The sequence below is a fragment of the Clostridium sp. AF15-41 genome (assembly GCF_003604095.1).
Classification (GTDB): Bacteria; Bacillota; Clostridia; order Lachnospirales; family Lachnospiraceae; genus Coprococcus.
Map to the genome: position 1 here is coordinate 256,628 of NZ_QTMQ01000002.1, position 18,393 is coordinate 275,020.

21 protein-coding genes are annotated in these 18,393 nt (G+C 41.6%); 17 read left to right on the forward strand and 4 right to left on the reverse strand.

Annotation, left to right across the window (positions count from 1 at the left end; genetic code table 11):
• Positions 1 to 110 precede the first annotated feature (110 nt).
• The 5 genes from DWW43_RS02515 to DWW43_RS02535 all read left to right on the forward strand — a co-directional run bounded on the left by DWW43_RS02515 (position 111) and on the right by DWW43_RS02535 (position 4,294).
• A complete protein-coding gene (locus DWW43_RS02515; protein ID WP_119962623.1) occupies positions 111 to 839 on the forward strand; it encodes an acyl-ACP thioesterase domain-containing protein in 729 nt (242 codons plus the stop codon).
• Complete coding sequence (locus DWW43_RS02520; protein ID WP_008401148.1) at positions 836 to 1,669, forward strand: S1-like domain-containing RNA-binding protein; 834 nt, start codon at positions 836 to 838, stop codon at positions 1,667 to 1,669. The genes DWW43_RS02515 and DWW43_RS02520 overlap by 4 nt, the downstream gene beginning before the upstream one ends.
• A gap of 94 nt (positions 1,670 to 1,763) precedes the next feature.
• Positions 1,764 to 2,876: a 3-dehydroquinate synthase gene (aroB, locus tag DWW43_RS02525; RefSeq protein WP_119962659.1), complete on the forward strand. Its 1,113-nt coding sequence runs from the start codon at positions 1,764 to 1,766 to the stop codon at positions 2,874 to 2,876.
• Between the two features lie 26 nt (positions 2,877 to 2,902).
• A complete protein-coding gene (locus DWW43_RS02530) occupies positions 2,903 to 3,283 on the forward strand; it encodes a RidA family protein (protein ID WP_008401150.1) in 381 nt (126 codons plus the stop codon).
• A 69-nt stretch (positions 3,284 to 3,352) separates the two neighbouring features.
• The gene (locus DWW43_RS02535) at positions 3,353 to 4,294 is read left to right on the forward strand and encodes a type II CAAX endopeptidase family protein (protein ID WP_161117236.1); all 942 of its coding nucleotides are present in this window, start codon (positions 3,353 to 3,355) and stop codon (positions 4,292 to 4,294) included.
• A gap of 641 nt (positions 4,295 to 4,935) precedes the next feature.
• Here DWW43_RS02535 and DWW43_RS02545 read toward each other — a convergent pair.
• Positions 4,936 to 5,136: a DUF378 domain-containing protein gene (locus DWW43_RS02545; protein ID WP_008401155.1), complete on the reverse strand. Its 201-nt coding sequence runs from the start codon at positions 5,134 to 5,136 to the stop codon at positions 4,936 to 4,938.
• 301 nt (positions 5,137 to 5,437) lie between these two features.
• Here DWW43_RS02545 and DWW43_RS02550 point away from each other — a divergent pair, with 301 nt between their 5' ends.
• The 3 genes from DWW43_RS02550 (at position 5,438) to DWW43_RS02560 (ending at position 8,019) form a co-directional block, all read left to right on the forward strand.
• Positions 5,438 to 5,800, forward strand: coding sequence for a metalloregulator ArsR/SmtB family transcription factor (locus DWW43_RS02550; RefSeq protein WP_021943626.1), 363 nt, complete (start codon positions 5,438 to 5,440; stop codon positions 5,798 to 5,800).
• 24 nt (positions 5,801 to 5,824) lie between these two features.
• On the forward strand, positions 5,825 to 6,043 hold the full coding sequence (locus DWW43_RS02555) for a heavy-metal-associated domain-containing protein (RefSeq protein WP_008401157.1): 219 nt from the start codon (positions 5,825 to 5,827) through the stop codon (positions 6,041 to 6,043).
• A 104-nt stretch (positions 6,044 to 6,147) separates the two neighbouring features.
• A complete protein-coding gene (locus DWW43_RS02560; RefSeq protein ID WP_119962626.1) occupies positions 6,148 to 8,019 on the forward strand; it encodes a heavy metal translocating P-type ATPase in 1,872 nt (623 codons plus the stop codon).
• Between the two features lie 487 nt (positions 8,020 to 8,506).
• Here DWW43_RS02560 and DWW43_RS02565 read toward each other — a convergent pair whose 3' ends face one another.
• Positions 8,507 to 10,123 (reverse strand): CTP synthase, encoded by a 1,617-nt coding sequence (locus tag DWW43_RS02565; protein WP_119962627.1) that lies wholly within the window; start codon positions 10,121 to 10,123, stop codon positions 8,507 to 8,509.
• Positions 10,124 to 10,382: 259 nt separating this feature from the next.
• Here DWW43_RS02565 and DWW43_RS02570 point away from each other — a divergent pair, with 259 nt between their 5' ends.
• On the forward strand, positions 10,383 to 12,188 hold the full coding sequence (locus DWW43_RS02570) for a metallophosphoesterase (RefSeq protein ID WP_119962628.1): 1,806 nt from the start codon (positions 10,383 to 10,385) through the stop codon (positions 12,186 to 12,188).
• 31 nt (positions 12,189 to 12,219) lie between these two features.
• Here DWW43_RS02570 and DWW43_RS02575 read toward each other — a convergent pair whose 3' ends face one another.
• Complete coding sequence (locus DWW43_RS02575; protein WP_119962629.1) at positions 12,220 to 12,744, reverse strand: nucleoside recognition domain-containing protein; 525 nt, start codon at positions 12,742 to 12,744, stop codon at positions 12,220 to 12,222.
• Between the two features lie 295 nt (positions 12,745 to 13,039).
• Complete coding sequence (locus DWW43_RS02580) at positions 13,040 to 13,618, reverse strand: nucleoside recognition domain-containing protein (RefSeq protein WP_119962630.1); 579 nt, start codon at positions 13,616 to 13,618, stop codon at positions 13,040 to 13,042.
• Between the two features lie 194 nt (positions 13,619 to 13,812).
• On the opposite strand from DWW43_RS02580, the gene DWW43_RS02585 reads away from it, so the two are divergent.
• From DWW43_RS02585 to cas6, 8 genes are all read left to right on the forward strand, one after another.
• A complete protein-coding gene (locus DWW43_RS02585) occupies positions 13,813 to 14,073 on the forward strand; it encodes a type II toxin-antitoxin system prevent-host-death family antitoxin (RefSeq protein ID WP_008401165.1) in 261 nt (86 codons plus the stop codon).
• The gene (locus tag DWW43_RS02590) at positions 14,063 to 14,380 is read left to right on the forward strand and encodes a type II toxin-antitoxin system RelE/ParE family toxin (RefSeq protein ID WP_119962631.1); all 318 of its coding nucleotides are present in this window, start codon (positions 14,063 to 14,065) and stop codon (positions 14,378 to 14,380) included. The genes DWW43_RS02585 and DWW43_RS02590 overlap by 11 nt, the downstream gene beginning before the upstream one ends.
• Before the next feature lie 148 nt (positions 14,381 to 14,528).
• Positions 14,529 to 14,852 carry a spore coat associated protein CotJA gene (locus DWW43_RS12255; RefSeq protein WP_243104378.1) on the forward strand — a complete coding sequence of 108 codons (324 nt, stop codon included), beginning with the start codon at positions 14,529 to 14,531 and terminating at the stop codon, positions 14,850 to 14,852.
• Between the two features lie 3 nt (positions 14,853 to 14,855).
• Positions 14,856 to 15,119 carry a spore coat protein CotJB gene (locus tag DWW43_RS02600; protein WP_008401169.1) on the forward strand — a complete coding sequence of 88 codons (264 nt, stop codon included), beginning with the start codon at positions 14,856 to 14,858 and terminating at the stop codon, positions 15,117 to 15,119.
• Positions 15,120 to 15,749, forward strand: a complete 630-nt coding sequence (locus DWW43_RS02605) for a manganese catalase family protein (RefSeq protein WP_119962632.1) — start codon at positions 15,120 to 15,122, stop codon at positions 15,747 to 15,749.
• A gap of 314 nt (positions 15,750 to 16,063) precedes the next feature.
• A complete protein-coding gene (locus tag DWW43_RS02610) occupies positions 16,064 to 16,684 on the forward strand; it encodes a flavin reductase (RefSeq protein ID WP_119962633.1) in 621 nt (206 codons plus the stop codon).
• Between the two features lie 35 nt (positions 16,685 to 16,719).
• Entirely contained in the window at positions 16,720 to 17,112 is a 393-nt protein-coding gene (locus DWW43_RS02615; RefSeq protein ID WP_117785333.1) for a pyridoxamine 5'-phosphate oxidase family protein, read from the forward strand.
• A gap of 552 nt (positions 17,113 to 17,664) precedes the next feature.
• The gene (gene cas6, locus DWW43_RS02620) at positions 17,665 to 18,387 is read left to right on the forward strand and encodes a CRISPR-associated endoribonuclease Cas6 (RefSeq protein ID WP_119962634.1); all 723 of its coding nucleotides are present in this window, start codon (positions 17,665 to 17,667) and stop codon (positions 18,385 to 18,387) included.
• Positions 18,388 to 18,393 lie beyond the last annotated feature (6 nt).

The window sequence follows — 18,393 nt, forward strand, 5'->3', positions numbered from 1 at the left end:
GAGAATAAAAATCAATGGAAATAGAAAATCCAGGTAGAAATAATAGCCCGGCTGTTGTATAATGGGAACACTTGTGGAGATGACATTATAATAGGAAATGGAGAATACATATGTACAGTTTTGATGCGATCGTAAGATACAGCGAAACGCATGGAAGACCGGAAGCAAATGCGGCAACGATAGCAAATTACTTTCAGGATTGTGCGATCTTCGATTCAGAACAGGCAGGAATTGGAATTGAATATCTGAAGGACCATAACCGGGCATGGTTTCTGATCTCATGGCAGATCGATGTGGAGCGGTATCCGGTATTACAGGAGAAGATCAGGGTTGGAACCTGGGCATATGATTTTAAAGGTTCTATGGGATATCGTAATATAGTTATTCGGGATGAGAATGGAGCGAATATTGTACAGGCAGCTTCCCAGTGGAGTTATATTGATACTGATACGCTTCGTCCTGTAAGAATTGAGCCTGAAGTAGGAGCAGCATATCCTCTTGCAGAAAAGCTTCCGATGGAATATGCTCCGAGAAAGATCCGGCTGATCGAAGGCATGGAAGAGACAGACAGAAGGGTTGTTCTGCCTTATCAGATTGATTCGAATAACCACATGAATAATGAAGCATATATTGCGCTGGCGTTGGAATATATCGATTCGGATGACATGATCTGTCAGATCAGAAGCGAGTATAAGCGGCAGTTTGTAAAAGATGAATGTATCGTAATAAAGAAAGCAGAAAGAGATGATCTGATACAGTTTGTATTTGCAGATGAAGAAGATCAGACCAGATGTATAGTAGAATTTAAAACAAAGAGAACGGGGAGACAGACAGCATGATCAAGATTGGCGAATGGAACCATTTAGAGGTTGTAAAAGAGAAAGATTTCGGCATTTACCTTGCCGAGAAAAAATACGATGACGAGGAAGTTCTGCTTCCGAAGAAACAGGTACCTGCGGGAACAAGAATGGGAGATCAGTTAGATGTATTTATCTATCGTGATTCCGCAGATCGTCTGATCGCAACAACAAATCATCCGATCATAACGATGGGAGAACTTGCAGTATTAAAATGTGTCAATGTGACAGGCATCGGTGCATTTATGGACTGGGGACTGGAAAAAGATATCCTGCTTCCTTTTAAAGAGCAGACAAGCAAGGTAAGGGAAGGTCAGTCGTATCTGGTCCGGATGTATGAGGATCGTTCCAAGCGTTTGTGCGTCAGCATGAAAGTATATGCCTATCTGGAGACACAGTCCCCATATAAGGCAGGAGATGCGGTAAGCGGAACGGTATTTGAATTTAATCAGAATCTTGGAGCATTTGTTGCGGTTGATAATCGCTATTCAGCCCTGATCCCGATGAAGGAGATCCATTCCCGGATCAATGTGGGTGAGACGGTAGAAGCCCGTGTGGCAAATGTCAGAGAAGACGGCAAACTCAATCTGAGTTTACAGAAGCCGATCCGTGAGCAGATCAACAATGACAGCGAGATGGTATACAATATCATCGAAAGCTATGGAGGAACTTTACCATTTAATGACAAGGCAGATAAAGAAGTGATCGAGAAAGAGTTCGGACTCAGCAAGAATGCATTTAAGCGTGCGGTCGGACATTTGTTAAAAGAGGGTAAGATCCGGATCACAGAGAAAAACATTATCATCAAATAACGGATTCATAAATGAGCAGGAATGTTCAGCAGAAACAAAAAGACAGCTATGCGTGTTATATGGCTGAAAAGCACCAGGAAATGAAAGGATGAATATGAGTAATTTCAAGGTCGAATTAAAAAAAGTAGTAGACGACAGCTATGAGATCGAGATCGGATATGAGCTGGAACAGAAGCTGATCGATGATCTGAAGGCTGGTCTGGTTGGAGAAATATCCAAATTCGTAGTAGTCACAGACAGTAATGTAAAAGAGCTATATGCGGACAAGATTTATAAGATGCTTGAAGAAGCAGGATACAAGACAGATCTTATCAGTTTTCCGGCAGGAGAACTGAGTAAGACCAGAGCGACAAAGGAGTATGTAGAAGATACCATGCTTGCAAAGGGATATCGGAGAGATTGCTGCATTATCGCCGTTGGCGGTGGCGTGGTGACAGACCTTGCAGGATTTGTAGCCGGAACCTATGGCAGAGGAATTCCATTTATCAATTATGCAACGACATTACTTGCGGCAGCGGATGCATCTGTGGGAGGAAAGACAGCGGTCGATACACCGCTTGCAACCAACCTGATCGGACTGTTTAATCAGCCGCAGAAGGTATATCTGGATATCGCAACATGGAAGACACTTCCACAGCGGCAGTTATCTTCAGGTCTTGCAGAGACGATCAAGCATGCCTGCCTTGCAGACAGGGAATTCTTCGATTATCTGTCAGAGCATATCGAAGATGTGTTTGCAGTAAAGGATGAGGTATGCAGACATATCGCAGAGAAGAACTGCGAGATCAAATATCAGGTCGTTATGAAGGACGAGCGGGAAAGCGGCTTGCGTGAGGTCTTGAACCTTGGACATACGGTTGGCAGAGCCATCGAGACAGTCAGTGATTATAAGCTGTTGCATGGAGAGGCCGTTGCGATCGGTCTGGTTGCAGAGGTGAAGATGGCAGAACATTTTGGCTACTGTACAGCAGAGGATGAAGCAGCTATGGTTGCCATGTTGAAGCAGGCAGATCTTCCAACGGAGATTCCGGATTATATAGACCGTGAAGCTCTGGTTAAGAAGCTGTATACCGATAAGAAGGTCAGAGACGGACATTTGCGTTTCGTTTTACAGCATGGAATCGGCGCGATCGAGGTATTTGATGGTGACCAGTACGCAAAAGCCATACCGGAGAGTCTGGCAAGAGAGATCATTATGGAGATGTAGGCATTAAATTTCAGGAGGATATAAAAATGGATAAGAAGATAATCAGCACAGAGAAAGCACCACAGGCAATCGGACCATATTCACAGGCAATCGTTGCTAACGGATTTTTATTTACGTCAGGAATGGTTCCAATCGATCCTGCAACGAATCAGTTAGTAGAAGGAGATATCACAGTTCAGGCAAAACAGGCAATCTCAAATCTGAAGAATCTGATCGAGGCATCCGGTTCATCCTGTGACAAGGTTGTAAAGACTACAGTATTTATTAAGGATATGAACCAGTTCTCAATTATCAACGATATTTACAAAGAATATTTCAACAAAGATTTCCCTGCACGTTCCTGTGTAGAAGTTGCAAGACTTCCAAAAGACGTACTGATTGAGATCGAAGCAGTAGCAGTTGTGTAAATAAAGATTTTAAAATGATGGTGTGGCAGATATATGAATGATATCTGCCGCATTATTATAAGAGGGTATATGGAGACAAGAAAGAAAATTTTTGGAGCTGAATGTTTGTTTACAGCATTGATCGTAGTGTATGAGATCGTAACGGTGCTGGCGTTATTTACAGATCTGTTTTCCGGCATCACGATAAAACAAAACATATTATTCAGTCAGAGTTTGATATTTGTACCAACAGTGTTATATTTGTTCATCATGAGAAAGCACGTAAAGGATATCATCTGGTTTCGGAGATTTCATCCGTTGACACTCCTGCTGCTTCCACCGTTGGTTCTGTTTATGGAGCCACTTATTACATTGTTAAATGCAATCTCAATGTTATTTGTGCGAAATGAGATCAGCCATGCAGCTTCAGCACTGGTTGATCATAATACACTTGGAACTTCGCTTTTTTTCATGGCATTTTTGCCGTGTGTGATAGAGGAACTGGCGTATCGTGGCGTCATGTTCGGAAGCTTTCATGAAGCCGGCAGATTAAAGGCAATATTGATGTCAGGCTTTTTATTTGGACTGATGCATATGAATTTTAATCAGATGGCATATGCGATCATGATCGGTTTGGTCTTCGGTTTTGTCGTAGAAGCAACCGGAAGCATTATTCCAACAATGATCATGCATTTTCTGATCAATGGTTTTTCTGTTGTTATAAAGCATATTGCAAATATCATTCCGATGTTAAAAGATCAGGCGGAAAATACAGAAGTAACACAGACGATGCTGCTCAGCACCATCCGGGCATATATACCTATGGCGCTGGTTGGCACTGTAATATCAGCAGGAATTATTTATCTGCTTGCGACTATAAATGGCAGAATGGAGAGTTTCACCTCTGTATTCACGGAACCTTTTAATCGGTACGATGAAAATGGCAAAAAGCTTCGCCTGCTTACCCCGCTTATGATCGTGGTCATCATCTACTGCCTGATCCGCTGCGTTGTCGAAGAATTTTTATTTTAACGATGGCAAAATGCCAACCAAATGAATCTGATCTGGTACCTACCCTATTATAAATGACTTGCTGCGGTTTCTATTCATTGCACATGTCTTATCCGCTCATGCTCTTGTGCTAACTCGTCCTTCGGACTCAGACAAGCACCCACATTCGCTGACAATGTGCAATTCATCAAGAAATCCTCGCTAATGTCATATTATAATAGAGCAGGTACCAGATCAGATTTGTTTGGTGGGCGTTTTGTTGCTATATGTAAATGAGTAATAAAAAGATAAACAGAAAAATACACCATTCGATATACAGGGATTTATCCAGTTTCGAGTGTTGGTGTTTTCACTATGAAAAAACATTCGCGAGTTTATCATAGTGGAAATATCAATAGCAGAAAAAATCTCCCATTGTGGATCGTAAATCCCTCTTTGTATGCTGGTTCTTTCACTAAAATATGACATATGCGAGGCTTTCGTTGTATGGTGCACATTGCCAGTAAATACGGGTGCCTGTCTGAGCCGAAGGCGAGTTGGCACAGGAGTATTTACGGGTCAGGCATGTGCAACATACAGAAAACGCAGCAGGTCATTGTTAGTGGAAGAACCAGCATATGAAGAGGGCACACAACCATAAGGGGGATTTTTTGCGTGTTCGGCTAGTCCTCGTTGCAGATCAGACCGTAGAAGGAGATCAGGTACAGTCCGGCGATACCAACGAGTGTGTAGATGATTCTGGAAAAGGCGGAGCCGGTTCCGAATAAAGCATCTACAAGATTAAAATTAAAGATTCCGATGATACCCCAAACGATCGCCCCAACGATCACAAGAGTAAGACAAATAACATTAAATACTTTCATGGCATTCCTCTCTGATTTCTAGTTATTTGGACATTAGTTTTTGGCAAGGTGTCGCAAAATTAATGGTTCCATATCTCTAGTTTGTGCGAACATGGAAAAAATATACTGCCATTATAAGGAAAAATGTATAAACAGGATGAAGGTATAAAATGAAAAATATAATATAGTGGATCTGGCGGAAGAAATTTATTTGAAGCAAATATAAAAATCAGTTGACAGGGTGCAAACATAATGTTATATTAAAAACAACATATGAACAGATATTCAAATGTTCAATAAAAACAGCGAGAGGAGGAACAGAATGAATACGGACAGCAGGGAAGCATGTGAATGCAAAGAGAACGATATTGCTGAGATCACCGCTGAGATTAATGAGATGATGCCGGACGAAGAGAATCTGTATGATCTGGCCGAGTTGTTTAAAGTATTTGGCGATTCTACCAGAATCCAGATCTTATACACACTGCTGGATCACGAAAAAAGTGTTGGTGACATTGCAGAAGAGCTTGGAATGAATGCATCTGCCATTTCTCATCAATTAAGAGTGTTAAAACAGGCGAAGCTGATCAAGAACCGCAGAGCCGGAAAGAATATGTTTTATGAGCTTGCCGATGACCATGTAGCAGTGATCATGCGAATGGGACTTGAGCATATATTTGAATAATAAGAAAGGTTAAAGGTGGATATTATGAAGAAGAGATATAATTTAAGTGATGTAGATTGTGCAAATTGTGCAGCAAAGATGGAGGAGCAGATCAGCAAGTTACCGGGAGTTAACAGCGCATCTATCAGCTTCATGGCACAGAAACTTACATTAGACGCAGATGAAGACAAATTAGACGAGATCTTAAAGCAGGCAGAAAAGATCATCAAGAGCATTGATGAGGAAGCTGCGATCGAATATTAGAAATAATGCAGATCTGAATATTAAGACGTTACAGATTTACATAAGCTGAAAGAGAAGATAAAATAAGAAAATTATCGCAGATAGCAGAAAAAAGGTGATGGATTATGAGTAAGAAGCAGAAAAAGATGTTAATTCGAATCATCGTTGCACTGGGGGTATTTATCGCATGCGAGATTGCAGAGAAGCTCATCCATTTGAATGGAGTGTGGGATACAGTTGTAAAGGCTGCGATGTTCGCAGTACCATATCTGATGGCAGGATATGATGTCCTTTTAAAGGCAATCAAGAATATCAGCAAGGGTCATGTATTTGACGAAAACTTCCTGATGGCAGTTGCAACTGTAGGCGCATACGGAACCGGAGAATTTGGCGAGGCGGCAGCCGTTATGCTGTTCTATCAGGTCGGAGAATGGTTCCAGAAATATGCAGTCAACAGATCAAGAGCCAGTATCACAGATTTGATGAACATTATGCCGGAATATGCAAATATTGAAAAAGATGGACAGATCGTTCAGGTAGAACCGGAGACAGTTGCGATCGGTGATATCATCATCGTGCAGCCGGGTGAAAAAGTTCCTCTCGATGGTACTGTCATCGAAGGGGAAACATTTGTAGATACAGCAGCGCTTACCGGTGAATCCGTACCTAGAAAGCTGTCTGTTGGTGACGAAGTGTTAAGTGGCGTGATTAACCAGAACGGTGTGATCCGTGTCAAGGTATCAAAGGAATTTGACGATTCGACCGTATCGAAGATTTTGGAACTGGTGGAAAATGCAAGTACGAGAAAAGCACAGTACGAGCAGTTCATTACCAGATTTGCAAAATACTATACACCGATCGTGTGTTTCCTTGCACTTGCAGTAGCGATCATTCCGCCGATCTTTGTAGGTGAATTTGGCAAATGGTTCCACCGTGCATTGATCTTTCTGGTAGTATCCTGTCCATGTGCATTGGTCATCTCCATTCCACTTAGTTTCTTCAGTGGAATCGGCGGAGCATCCAAGGCAGGTATCCTTGTAAAAGGAAGTAACTATCTGGAGCTTCTGGGTAAAGCAAAGATTGCCGTATTTGATAAGACCGGAACTCTGACAAAGGGTGTATTCAAGGTTGTAGAGACATGCGCAAATGGAATCAGTGAGGATGATCTTTTGGAGCTTGCAGCATATGGCGAATATTACTCCAACCATCCGATCGCAGCATCAATCAAGGCTGCATATAAGGGAACGGTACAGATCGACCACCTCGATGGATATGAGGAAATCTCCGGAATGGGTATCAAGGTCTTAAAAGATGGAAAAGAAGTGTTAGTCGGAAATAAAAAGCTTTTGGATTCCAGGAAGATATCCATGGCAGGCGCAAAACAGCCATCCAAGGTTGGAACAGTCCTTTTCGTAGCGGAAAATGGTGCATATAAGGGATGTATCACGATCGCTGATGAGATCAAGGATGGTGTTAAGGATGCGATTGCATCAATCAAGAAATGTGGGATTGATAATGTTGTTATGCTGACCGGTGATAAGAAAGAGGTTGCTGACAGTGTAGCAAAAGAGCTTGGCATTGATACTGTATGTGCAGAACTGATGCCGGGTGATAAGGTAGATAAAGTGGAACAGCTTCTCCGCGAGAAGGATGAAGACAGTACATTGATCTTCACCGGTGACGGAATCAATGATGCGCCTGTTTTAATGCGTGCCGATGTCGGTATCGCAATGGGAGCTATGGGTCAGGATGCTGCGATCGAAGCAGCAGACATCGTTCTGATCGATGATGATCCGGGCAAGATTGCCGTAGCATATGCAATTGCCAGAAAGACGGTTCGTATCGTGCAGCAGAACATTGTGTTTGCACTTGCTGTCAAGATCATTGTTATGGTACTCGGTGCCCTTGGTTTTGCAAATATGTGGGCAGCGGTATTCGCCGATGTCGGTGTTGCCTTCCTCGCGATCATCAACGCAACCCGCGCGCTGAAGCCATGATGTATAAATAAAAATACCATATAAGCATGAGACATCTATATCTTTATTACGCAGAACACTTTCGTTCTATTTTCACGCAGCGGTTCTAACCTCACTGCCTATGGCAGTTCACTAAGAACCGGCGTTCGAATAGGTCTGCTACATAAAATATAGATGTCTCATTTCTTTTATATGGTATTTTTAATTTGTTGTTTGTGACGAGAGCGTTTCAAACTATAGATCTATGAATAAATCAAGATGATTCGAAAGCGAATACTTTATAACTGGTGTGTTTGCATATTGAGAATTTGAATAAAAAGAGAAGATCGTCTTACTATTATGAAGCAAGCCTGTTTCAACGCCGGTTCTTAGTGAGTCGCCAAAGGCGAGGAACTTAGAACCGTTGCGTTGAAATAGAGTGCAAACGACTTGCGCAATAATAGGTAAGACGATCTTCTTTTTTTCATAGATTTATGCAAACACACCAGTTGTAAAGTGTTCGCATAAACTACTGCTCTTCGTGGGCAAGTGCCGCAGCAACAAAACCTTTGAAAAGCGGATGTGCTTTATTTGGTCTGGACTTGAATTCTGGATGTGCCTGAGTTCCGATGAACCAAGGATGATCCGGAATCTCGATCATCTCAACGATATGACCGTCAGGAGAGAGACCAACCAGTTCCATGCCATTATCTGTTAAAGCCTTACGGTAGTCATTGTTGACTTCATATCTATGTCTGTGACGCTCGTGGATGTATTCTGTGCCATAGAGCTCATAGGATTTGGAATCTTTGCTGAGTACACATGGGTAAGAACCAAGTCTTAATGTTCCGCCGAGGTCTGTTACATCATGCTGATTCGGCATGATATGAATAACCTGATGGAAAGAGTTTGGATTGAATTCTGAGCTGTGTGCATCTGCATAACCAAGGACATGTCTTGCAAATTCAACGATCGTGAGCTGCATACCGAGACACAGACCAAGGTAAGGAACCTTTTTCTCTCTGGCATACTGGATTGCGGTGATCATGCCTTCGATACCTCTGTCACCAAAACCGCCCGGAACGAGGATTCCATCGACGTCACCCAGTGTTTCTTCCACATTTTCAGGAGTTACAAGTTCGGAATCTACCCATTTGATCTCGACCTCGGCATCGTTTGCAACACCGGCATGCTTTAAGGATTCAACAACGGAAATGTATGCATCATGCAGTGAGACATATTTGCCGACGAGAGCAACACGAACCTTTTTTTCCGGATTCTTCCATGCAGTGATCATATCATTCCATTCCTTCCATGCATGTGGTTCCGGAGCAGGACAATCCATGTGTAAGCATTTGCACACAACATCAGCGAGATGTTCTTTCTCCATAGCGAGAGGAACTTCGTATAATACATCAACATCCAGATTCTGGATAACATTCTGGCTAGGTACATTACAGAATAATGCGATCTTATCCTTTAAGCCCTGATCCAGTGGATAATCAGAACGGCAGACCAGAATATCCGGCTGAATACCCATTCCCTGCAGGTTCTTAACACTCGCCTGCGTTGGCTTTGTCTTTAATTCGCCGGAAGCTTTCAGATAAGGAATCAGAGTAACGTGGATCATAATGCAATTCTCATGTCCGACATCATGTGTGAACTGACGGATCGCCTCTAAGAAAGGCTGGCTCTCGATATCGCCGACTGTACCGCCAATTTCGATGATCGCTACTTCGGTATCCTTTGCATCCGGATTCCGATAGAAGCGATCTTTAATTTCATTTGTTATATGTGGAACTACCTGTACGGTGTGTCCGCCGAAGTCGCCGTGGCGTTCTTTCTGTAAGATACTCCAGTAGATCTTACCGGTCGTAACATTCGAATTCTTATTCAGACTTTCATCGATAAAACGCTCATAATGACCAAGATCCAGATCAGTCTCCGCACCATCATCGGTTACGAATACTTCACCATGCTGGATCGGGTTCATAGTACCCGGATCCATGTTGATGTATGGATCGAATTTCTGGCTGGTAACCTTGTAGCCTCTCATTTTGAGCAGACGACCAAGGGAGGCAGCAGTGATACCTTTACCAAGACCGGATACGACACCGCCTGTGACAAACACGTACTTAATAGGCATAATAATTTCCTCCTGATATATTCTAAAAACGCATAGACATACGCTCTCATTAAAAAAACACTCATTATTATACGAGAGCATTTTTCAAAAGTCAATCAGCCGTATCGAAAAACAGGATGTATCCGGCATAAAAATATGGTATGATAGTATATAAGAAGTCAAACTTAATAAAATTATGGAAAATATTCATAAACTTTAGAAAATAAAGCGAAAAATATACATTTGACAGGAAAATGAAGTGAGAAGACGGGAGATCTCGATGGGAGCAATTCAGTTTATCCATATCAGTGATGTGAATATCGGACGAAAATCAGACAAATTACTGTTCGGACAGACCGGTGAAAAGGACGGGATAACGACCTTGAAACAGGTCGTTTCTGATGCAGGAAAATTACAGGCTGATTTTGTATTTATCACAGGGGATCTCTTTGACCATCCGGCAACAGAAGAAGATCTTGCGTGGATTGATGAGATATTTCTGCCGCTTGATAAGACGGCGGTCATTTATTGTCAGGGAGATCATGATTACATGAAATCAGATGGGGTGCTTGCAAACTATTCTTTCCGGTCAAATATTTATGTGGCAGGCTGCAGCGAGTATCGGAATCCGGTTCCGGCAAGCTCTGCAATATATGGAGTAAAGCATGAAAACGCAACTGCCATGATCGATGTTATTCGGTTTCCGAAAAAAAATGCGGTACTTTATTGCGCCGGCTATTATAGTGCCGGAGCGCAGATGGCAGTTTTAGATGAACTGACACCGGCGGATGATGAGATGACAAATATCCTGCTGGCTCATGCCGGAAATCATGGCGCGATACCGATCGATTATCCGACGATCCGGAAAGCAGGATTTGATTATATCGGATTAGGACATGAAGCTTCCTATAAGAATATGTACAATGGCAGGATTTGTTATCCGGGTGTATTGGAACCGGACAATAACAGGGAGACCGGACCGCATGGCTATGTGCAGGGAAAGTTATCAGATGGCGTGGTATCGGTACGGCTTGTGCCTGCATCACAAAAGGAATATAAGACGATACGCTATCCGGTCAGTAATTATATGTCAGATGAAGAACTGGCAGATGAATTGCATCGTATCATTGCAAGAGAAGGAGAAAAAAACATTTATTCGATCTACCTGGTACGACCGGAAAAATGTGAGAAGTCCTTTCATTTGCAGGAGGCACTGGACACTTACCGGATTGCCGCGCTGAGCGGAGAAGTGTATCAGCGTGAGGATTATGATGAATACAGAAAAGCAAACCGAGGAAATGCATTTGGACGATTGCTTGATAAACTGGATGCCGACTCTCCAATCCGGGAGGATGGGGCGAAGCTGGCAGTTGACCTTGTTATAGAACGATCAAAGATATACACCAGAAGCAGCCGCAAATTGAATGACCGGCTTTATGAGGAAACGATCCGGGTAGTGCTTGAGAATCTGAAACATGATATGGATAAACTCCGCACCTCAAAGGATATTCAGGCATACGAACAGGCAAAGGAACGACTGGCAGAAAGTCCGGATGTATTGGAACGCTTAAATGAAGCCTGGGCGATGGAACGGAAGAACAAACTGGAGCTTCTGACTGCCCGGAACAATCAGGCACAGATCGTACCAAGACACAGAAGCAGATGGATACGAACCGGTATCCGTGCCGCCATTGTGCCATTTGTCATATTCTGTATCATGGCATTGTTCCTGATGCCACGGGCGTACATTCAAATGTCAGAGCGTATGAATGGTACAGATGTGGTTCGTTTTCTGGTTACATCAATACTTGCGATCGTGCTCTGCTTTGTGATCGGTTACGTATTTGCACGACTGATCGATCAGAATAAGCCAGACGGAATACGAAAAGAACGCGCAGATGCAGAACGGCTTGAACGCGAGCTGGCTGCAAAAGGCGAGCAGCTTCACGAAGTCAGAACCGGATATCAGTTACAGGATACAAAGCGGCGGGAGATCCAGTCGGATGTGAATGCCAGAGAAGATCTTGTGGCGCAGACGATCTATAAGCTTCAGGTGATGGAAGAAGCGATGCGGATGTTAGAATAAAAAGAAAAAGGGCACTTGAAAAACAGGTGCCCTAGGATACTAACATATTTGCCAGCAGGATACTTACGACGATCCCTGCACCGAGAGACAACAGGGCGCAGGGGATGATATATCGGGATTTGCGGACTTTGGCAGCCATCAGATATACAGACATCGTATAGAATAAAGATTCCGTACAGCTAAGGATAATGGCAGCGGTGAGTCCTTCTCTGGAATCAGGTCCATAGTCGTTAAAGATATTTAGCATCAGACTGGTGGCAGACCCGGAGGAGAACAGCTTCGTTATAATGACGGGGATCACACAATCCGGGGTATGTATGAGAGAAGCAATCGGCTTCAGAGCGGTTGTGATCAGGCCAAGGGCGCCGGAATCATTCAAGATTCGCACAGCCGCAAATAGACCAATCAATGTTGGAACTAATTCGACTACGATCTTCATTCCATCAAATGCCCCATCAATAAAATCTTCATAGACATTCGTCTTTTTAATACAGCCATATAACACAACAGCAAATATGACCATCGGGATGATACTGTTTGAGATTGTTGTCAGCATGACAAGCCTCCATTAAGATTCTGTGTATGTTTATTTCGTCTTGGCAGGTTATTTAGCAGACATGTCGATTTTGAAAGTCAACTGCGCTGTTAATTATGAGTTTTCTACGCAAACTCGCCTGTAAACAGGCTCAAACATGCTTCGAAAACTCAAACGATGCTCGTTGACTTTTCCAAAATCAGACATACGTCTGCGATAAATAACCTGCCAAGACGAAATATATATACAGATATATTCTGTATTATGAAAGTCAACTGCGTTGTCTATTATGAGTTTTCTACGCGAACTCGCCGCTTCATTTTCCTCGTTTGTTTATAATGACAGTCAGAAGGACGGCGACGGCGGTGGAGCAGACCGTTGCGATGATGCCGGGCAGGATAATGGCGGTAGGATGTTCAGAACCATAGGTTGCACGATAGGCAATGATATTTACCGGGATCAGTTGCAGCGAAGAAATATTCAGGATCAGGAAGACGCACATTTCTCGACTGGCAGATTTGCTTCCCTTGTTGTCCTTAGCCAGTTCCTGCATCGCCTTTAGTGCCGGCGGTGTTGCAGCCCACCCAAGCCCTACAATATTTGCAATGATGTTCGTACACATATATTCATATGCCGGATGCTCCGGGGAAAGTCTCGGAAATAAGAATCTCATGACAGGGGACATTTTCGATGACCATTTCTTCATCAGACCGGTGCGTTCTGCGATCTTCATGATTCCACACCACATCGTAACAATTCCAAGCATGGTGATGCAGAGTGAAACGGCGTCACTCCCGGCATCAATGATACCGGCATTCACATCTTCCATATGCCCGGTCAGAAGTGCGGTGATAATACCGACTAAGATCATGGCAGCCCAGATCAGATTAATCATAGAATCCCCTTTGATTTTGCTTTTACATAATGAATATATGCAGAGGAATAGGGGAAGTATGCTATAGTATTATCAGTTTAATAATTCATATGATATGAATTTTATATATTCTATATTGCAATAATATCAGAATAACGATAAAATAATGATAATATATTAACGACAAGAAGCATGAAATAAAAAGGAGTGATAAAATGATACAGATTAGACCGGTTTCAGATCTTAGAAATAAGTTCCCTGAAATTGAAACAATTGTGAATAGTGGAAAGCCTGTATATTTAACGAAAAATGGATATGGGGCGATGGTTGTTTTAAGTATGGAAGAGTATGCGAATCTTACAGAGAATGTTGAAATGAAACTTGATGAAGCTGACAGACAGGCAAAAGCGACAGATAAAAGACTTTCACATGAAGAAGTATTTAGCAAAGCAAGGAGTGTGATGAATGCAAGATAAAATCTACAAGTTAAGATATTTGCCACTTTTTGAACAGGATTTGCTGGATACAGTGACTTATATTTCGAAGGTTTTAAAAAATGAAGAAGCGGCAATGCGACTGATAAATGATGTTGAAACAGCAATATTAGCCAGATTAAATAATCCGGTAGCGTTTGAACCATATCATTCCAGAAAAAAACGTGAATATCCATATTACCGGATCTATGTAAGAAATTATGTGATTTATTATGTGGTAATTGATGATGTTATGGAAGTACGACGGTTATTGTATGGTGCAAGAAATATAGAAAATTTGTTAAATTAATACATATAAAAAGAGCAGTAAAATTATCAGGTTTACTGCTCTTTTTATATGTATTCGTCTCAATCATCCTGTAATATGTCACATTTTTACATTTTCCCCATAAAGTATAGAGAGATGAATAATATGCAAATTCAGGAGGTATATTCATTTGGAACAGTATAGAAACTGCAACAGAAATGGCGGCAGATATCCTGCTCAGCCAAATCTCATGATGCAATATGCAAATAACCGCAATGCCTCTTCCTGCAATGGAAACCGTCAGGGCACAGGCGGATGTTCTTCCAGACAGGATCATTGCGAAACAACAAGAAAGGATGTCGAGACCTGTGGCAGATTCAGTCCGCATCCGGTTGGTATGGCGTATGTGCCAAGTCAGGAATTTGGGGAACTCTATGATGCGAAAAAGGGGCTGCACGAAGGAACCATGTTCCCAGATCTGAATCTGATCTTTTGTGGTGTAAGGGGGAAATAGGCAATGAATAATATGAACAAACAGCAGCTCTTTGCCTTTATAACAGAAGTGTCCTTCGCGTTGGATGACATTTCCCTGTATCTGGACACTCACCCGGAATGTCCGAAGGCACTGGCAGCATACAGCAATTATAAAGCAATGCGGCAGCAGGCAGTCCGCGAATACACGACCGCCTATGGTCCATTGAACCGATATCAGGTAAATGACGACAATTATTTTGACTGGGTTGACAAACCTTGGCCATGGGAAAGGGAGTGTGGTTGTTAAATGTGGATCTATGAAAAAAGATTACAGTTTCCGGTAAATATCAAAGAGACAAATGCGCAGCTTGCGCAGGCGATAATCTCACAATACGGCGGACCGGATGGTGAAATGGGTGCATCTATGCGATACCTGTCCCAGCGTTATGCGATGCCGGACAATAAGGTGAAAGCGATTCTTACCGATATTGGTACAGAGGAGTTGGGACATCTGGAGATCGTTGCCACGATCATTTACCAGCTTACCTGCCGATTATCGATCGAGGAGATTAAGGCATCGGGATTTGACAAATATTACATTGATCACACCTTAGGAATCTGGCCGCAGGCAGCAGGAGGCATTCCATTTAACGCCTGCGAATTCCAGAGTAAGGGCGATCCGATCACGGATCTTTTCGAAGATATGGCAGCAGAGCAGAAAGCCCGCTCGACTTATGACAATATCCTGCGTCTCTGCAAGGACTATCCGGATGTATATGAGCCGATCAAATTCCTTCGCGAACGTGAGATCGCACATTTCCAGCGCTTCGGTGAAAGCCTTGGCATTGTCCGTGACAAGATGGATACAAAGAACTTCTATGCATTTAACTCAGCATTTGACACAAGTGCTCCTTGCGTGGAGAAATACGGGAAGTAGAAGATAGCAGCTACCGGTTATTTATTATATAGTAGTGATAGAAAAAATATCAGGCAGCAATCCTGAATCGGGGATATCAAGCTGCCTGATTTTTTCACAATGCATATTATTGAGAATAATTCTTGAAAAGAATTATAAATTTATTCGGTTTGTGGTATAATGAGTGCAAGAGAGCCAATATGCTTATATGATTGGCGAACGGTGAATTGAATTAGATCATGATAGTTGCGAAGCACATGATATAATGATGAAAAATCACTTGCTTTCAAGGATGAAAAAACAAATCGTATTTTGTAAAAGGGAGGTACAAGCATATGGACAAAAAAGCAATCTATAATTTATCCTATGGTGTATTCATGTTATCCACCAGATCAGGGGAGAAGGTAAATGGCTGCATCACAAATACATGTATGCAGGTGGCAGGTAATCCGGTTCGGGTTGCAATATCTGTATTAAACACGAATTATACATGTGATCTGTTGAAAGAGAGCGGGATATTCGCCTTAAGTATTCTGGATCAGACCTGCTCATTTGCCACGATAAAACATTTCGGGTTCCAGTCCGGCAGAGATGTGGATAAATTCGCAGATCTGCAAATGCCAAAGGACTGCAATGACATTCCGTATATGGGATGGAATGCCTGTGCCGTGATCAGCGGAAAAGTAGTAGAACAGCATGACCTTGGTACACATACGTTATTTATCGCAGAAGTCGTAGATGCCAAGCTGATCAATGCAAATGCACCGCTGACTTATGCGGATTATCAGACAAAGGTAAAACCAAAAGCAGAACCGAAAGCCCAGGACAAGAAGATTGTAGGCTGGCGCTGTCGTATCTGTAATTATGTATATGAAGGAAGCGAGCTGCCGGCAGACTTTGCCTGCCCGATATGTGGACATGGGGTAGAGGATTTTGAGCCGGTGTATGAAGAGTAAGTTATTAAAAAAATTATAGACAGGAGGACAATGCTATGGAACGAGTAGCAAAATTTTTAAAGGACGCAGAAACTTATTATTTAGCAACTGTAGAGGGTGACCAGCCAAGAGTCAGACCATTTGGAACTGCCCATATTTTTGAAGGCAAGTTATACATACAGACAGGCAAAGTAAAAGATGTATCAAAGCAGATCCATGCAAATCCGAAGGTTGAGATCTGTGCTTTTATGAATGGAGAATGGCTTCGTGTAGCAGGAGAATTGGTGGAAGATGACCGCAGAGAAGCAAGACAGTCTATGCTGGATGCATACCCTTCATTACAGAAGATGTATTCCGCAGATGATGGTAACACCGAGGTATTTTATTTTAAGAATGCAACAGCAACTTTTTCATCATTTACACACGAACCGGAAGTTGTGAAGTTTTAAATGTATTACATGGTTTGACAAACGCCCTCGCTTGTATAAGCGGGGGCGTTTGTATTTGGGTTATTGGTATTTGAAAGTGTATTTTCTAAAATTTGACAAAATATGCGTATATTATTGCACATTATGACAAATAAAGGTATAATATTTCCATAATAAAAGGGGGCGGGTCTGAGATAGAGGCTTTTTAGTTTTCTATTTTCTCTAATAAGAAATCCCTATAATTATGAAGTGAAATTGATATGATGGACGATTTTTTGTACATGGCATAGATTAGTATATTCATATTAATGATTGATTGTAATAAAAAATACATTGTGGAATATAAGGCACGTTCCAATATGTGGCTATTACTAAATATCTTAATAATAAATTAGTATTTACATTCCACAATGTATTTAAAATTATATATGGAATGATAGAAAATTACAACAGGATGATTTTTATAAAAACAATACCAACTAAATTATTTTTAAGTTATTGGTATTGACATGAGAATAAATATATGCTATTTTGATAATACAAAGAAAAATAAATTAACAAGGAGGTGAAAAAATGTATCAGATTAAACTGCGTTTTAAATTGGAATTTCCTTTTCTTCCGAAGGAGATGGATCGTTTGTTTACAAGTTTTTTAAAGGCTGCGACGAAGAATATTTCCGAAGATTTGTATCAGCGTTTATATGATAAGAGCAGATCAATCATGAAGGCGTTTACATATTCGTATTATCTTCCCGGTGCTAAGTTTACAGACGATAAGATACTTCTTGATAAGAACGAATTCATGGTATTTTTTACAGATGCTGATGATAAGGAATTTTTATATTTGTTTAATGCGTTTCAGACTATGAAATTTCGGCATTATTCGATGAACAAGAATTCCATGCAATTAATATCTGTGTATATTCAGAATATAAATGATATCACAGATGATGAAATCATCATAAAAATGCAGAGCCCATTACTGGCAAGATACCATGATAATGATACCAATTCAGACAGTTATTATACGTTTGATAAGGATGAGTTTTCAGACGTTGTGAAAGAGAATGTTAAGATCTTTATTCAAAGAATGAATATTCCGGTTGAGACAGATGATTTTTCTATTCAGGCGATCAAAGGAAAAAAGGTTATAATACCAGTGTTTGGAAGAAATACAGATGCTTCGCTTGGTATTTTCAAATTAAAAGGCTCTGTTGCTTTATTAAATGTTCTGCAGAGATCCGGAATTGGAGTACGCAGGTCGACAGGAAATGGAAAGTTTGAAGTATTAGGTTAGAAGAAA

Excerpts from the sequence above, each read along its gene's own strand:
- DWW43_RS02545 (WP_008401155.1), bottom strand. The coding sequence starts at position 5,136 with ATGAAAGTATTTAATGTTATTTGTCTTACTCTTGTGATCGTTGGGGCG.
- DWW43_RS02600 (WP_008401169.1), top strand. The coding sequence starts at position 14,856 with ATGAATAATATGAACAAACAGCAGCTCTTTGCCTTTATAACAGAAGTG.
- DWW43_RS02585 (WP_008401165.1), top strand. The coding sequence starts at position 13,813 with ATGATACAGATTAGACCGGTTTCAGATCTTAGAAATAAGTTCCCTGAA.
- aroB (WP_119962659.1), top strand. The coding sequence starts at position 1,764 with ATGAGTAATTTCAAGGTCGAATTAAAAAAAGTAGTAGACGACAGCTAT.
- DWW43_RS02530 (WP_008401150.1), top strand. The coding sequence starts at position 2,903 with ATGGATAAGAAGATAATCAGCACAGAGAAAGCACCACAGGCAATCGGA.
- DWW43_RS02580 (WP_119962630.1), bottom strand. The coding sequence starts at position 13,618 with ATGATTAATCTGATCTGGGCTGCCATGATCTTAGTCGGTATTATCACC.
- DWW43_RS02575 (WP_119962629.1), bottom strand. The coding sequence starts at position 12,744 with ATGCTGACAACAATCTCAAACAGTATCATCCCGATGGTCATATTTGCT.
- DWW43_RS02520 (WP_008401148.1), top strand. The coding sequence starts at position 836 with ATGATCAAGATTGGCGAATGGAACCATTTAGAGGTTGTAAAAGAGAAA.
- DWW43_RS02605 (WP_119962632.1), top strand. The coding sequence starts at position 15,120 with ATGTGGATCTATGAAAAAAGATTACAGTTTCCGGTAAATATCAAAGAG.
- DWW43_RS02590 (WP_119962631.1), top strand. The coding sequence starts at position 14,063 with ATGCAAGATAAAATCTACAAGTTAAGATATTTGCCACTTTTTGAACAG.
- DWW43_RS02550 (WP_021943626.1), top strand. The coding sequence starts at position 5,438 with ATGAATACGGACAGCAGGGAAGCATGTGAATGCAAAGAGAACGATATT.
- DWW43_RS02570 (WP_119962628.1), top strand. The coding sequence starts at position 10,383 with ATGGGAGCAATTCAGTTTATCCATATCAGTGATGTGAATATCGGACGA.
- DWW43_RS02535 (WP_161117236.1), top strand. The coding sequence starts at position 3,353 with ATGGAGACAAGAAAGAAAATTTTTGGAGCTGAATGTTTGTTTACAGCA.
- DWW43_RS02515 (WP_119962623.1), top strand. The coding sequence starts at position 111 with ATGTACAGTTTTGATGCGATCGTAAGATACAGCGAAACGCATGGAAGA.
- DWW43_RS02560 (WP_119962626.1), top strand. The coding sequence starts at position 6,148 with ATGAGTAAGAAGCAGAAAAAGATGTTAATTCGAATCATCGTTGCACTG.
- DWW43_RS02610 (WP_119962633.1), top strand. The coding sequence starts at position 16,064 with ATGGACAAAAAAGCAATCTATAATTTATCCTATGGTGTATTCATGTTA.
- DWW43_RS02555 (WP_008401157.1), top strand. The coding sequence starts at position 5,825 with ATGAAGAAGAGATATAATTTAAGTGATGTAGATTGTGCAAATTGTGCA.
- cas6 (WP_119962634.1), top strand. The coding sequence starts at position 17,665 with ATGTATCAGATTAAACTGCGTTTTAAATTGGAATTTCCTTTTCTTCCG.
- DWW43_RS02615 (WP_117785333.1), top strand. The coding sequence starts at position 16,720 with ATGGAACGAGTAGCAAAATTTTTAAAGGACGCAGAAACTTATTATTTA.
- DWW43_RS02565 (WP_119962627.1), bottom strand. The coding sequence starts at position 10,123 with ATGCCTATTAAGTACGTGTTTGTCACAGGCGGTGTCGTATCCGGTCTT.